The 1,688-nt window shown below is 55.9% G+C and carries 2 protein-coding genes and 1 pseudogene; all 3 read right to left on the minus strand.

Going from position 1 to position 1,688, the window contains the following annotated elements:
• Positions 1–555, minus strand: a 555-nt coding sequence (locus tag HV041_RS24860; protein ID WP_182294305.1) for a formylglycine-generating enzyme family protein, incomplete at its 3' end; no start/stop codon positions are given.
• Complete coding sequence (locus tag HV041_RS24865; protein WP_165712660.1) at positions 552–1,502, minus strand: SUMF1/EgtB/PvdO family nonheme iron enzyme; 951 nt, start codon at positions 1,500–1,502, stop codon at positions 552–554. The genes HV041_RS24865 and HV041_RS24860, both read right to left, overlap by 4 nt.
• Positions 1,499–1,688: pseudogene (locus HV041_RS24870) on the minus strand (hypothetical protein); the annotation flags it as partial. The gene HV041_RS24865 and the pseudogene HV041_RS24870, both read right to left, overlap by 4 nt.

Consider the following 1,688-nt stretch of genomic DNA (forward strand, 5'->3'; position numbering starts at 1 on the left):
CCCGGTTTTCTCATCTTCACGCCAGTCGCCGTCATCCGTTGCCACCAGAATATACTGGCCCCGGTCACGCGCCGCATACTCCCACTGCGCTTCCGTCGGCAGGGAAAACGGCAGCCCCGTCTCCTTTTTCAGCCAGCGGCAGTAATTATCGGCCTCTGTCCATGACACCACAGCCGGACTGTTTTTAAAATGGGTCATGTCCGCCAGCGTTTTATTATCGTATTGATCTTTGTAACGTAACTCCGGTAATCCCGCCATTTTCCGATAAAAAGCGTAATCCTCATGGGTCACCTTGAAACGACCGATGGAATAGCTGCTCAGCGTCACTTCATGCACGGGTTTGGTATCTTTTTCCGGTGAACAGCGCGCGCCCTCACCGTGCGTGCGGGAGCAAAAATCCCCCATCCAGAATGTGCCGCCCGGAATAAACACCAGATCGCCGGTAATGCGTTGCAGATATTGCGCTAATTCAGCGTTATCCTGCGCCGCCGGCTCCGGTTTATCGCAACCGCTCAGCAACAGCAACAACGCCAGGCTATATTTTCCGACCTTCATTTCACCGCCTCCGCAGCGTTCACCACACAGCGGACGGTGGTGCCATCGGGGTAAGGCTTGTCCTTGATGGCATAGCCGCGAAAAAAGGTCAGGCCCACATCAAACCCGGGAGAAGGATTGTCACCTCCGCGGCGGACCTTCATATATTGCCCATTATCGTCATCCAGGATGACGCCCTTCTCCGGGCCCTGCGGATCCTGGCGCGGAGATTTCGCGTAATAGTCCGGGTCATACCAGTCGCTCACCCACTCGTAGCCGTTCTCTGCCATGCCGTACAGCCCGCCGGGGGTCGGCGGATAGCGATCGACGGCATAACGCACTAAGAAACTTTCCACGCCAGTGGCCTCTTCCGTAGCCTGCCGGTCCTCGCTGGTGGCGTAGTTTTCACCGCGACCGGTTTTCTCATCTTCACGCCAGTCGCCGTCATCCGTTGCCACCAGAATATACTGACCCCGGTCACGCGCCGCATACTCCCACTGCGCTTCCGTCGGCAGGGAAAACGGCAGCCCCGTCTTCTTTTTCAGCCAGCGGCAGTAATTATCGGCCTCTGTCCATGACACCACCGCCGGACTGTTTTTAAAATGGGTCATGTCCGCCAGCGTTTTATTCCGCCATTCTTTATCAAACTGCTGGGCTGGTAATCCCGCCATTTTGAGATAAAAGGCGTAATCCTCATGGGTCACCTTGAAACGACCGATGGAATAGCTGCTCAGCGCCACTTCATGCACGGGTTTGGTATCTTTTTCCGAAGAACAGCGCGCGCCCTCACCGTGCGTGCGGGAGCAAAAATCCCCCATCCAGAACGTGCCGCCCGGAATAAACACCAGATCGCCGGTGATGCGTTGCAGGTAGTGTGCTAATTCAGCGTTATCCTGCGCCGCAGGCTCCGGTTTATCGCAACCGCTCAGCAACAGCAACAACGCCAGGCTATATTTTCCAACCTTCATTTCACCGCCTCCGCAGCGTTCACCGCACAGCGTACGGTGGTACCATCGGGGTAAGGCTTGTCCTTGATGGCATAGCCGCGAAAAAAGGTCAGGCCCACATCAAACCCGGGAGAAGGATTGTCCCCTCCGCGGCGAACCTTCAGGTATTGCCCAGTTTTTTTATTTTTGATGACCGGTGTTTCCGGT

The organism is Citrobacter sp. RHBSTW-00029, from assembly GCF_014104295.1.
In the GTDB taxonomy this organism is placed as follows: domain Bacteria; phylum Pseudomonadota; class Gammaproteobacteria; order Enterobacterales; family Enterobacteriaceae; genus Citrobacter; species Citrobacter youngae.

Excerpts from the sequence above, each read along its gene's own strand:
- HV041_RS24865 (WP_165712660.1), bottom strand. The coding sequence starts at position 1,502 with ATGAAGGTTGGAAAATATAGCCTGGCGTTGTTGCTGTTGCTGAGCGGT.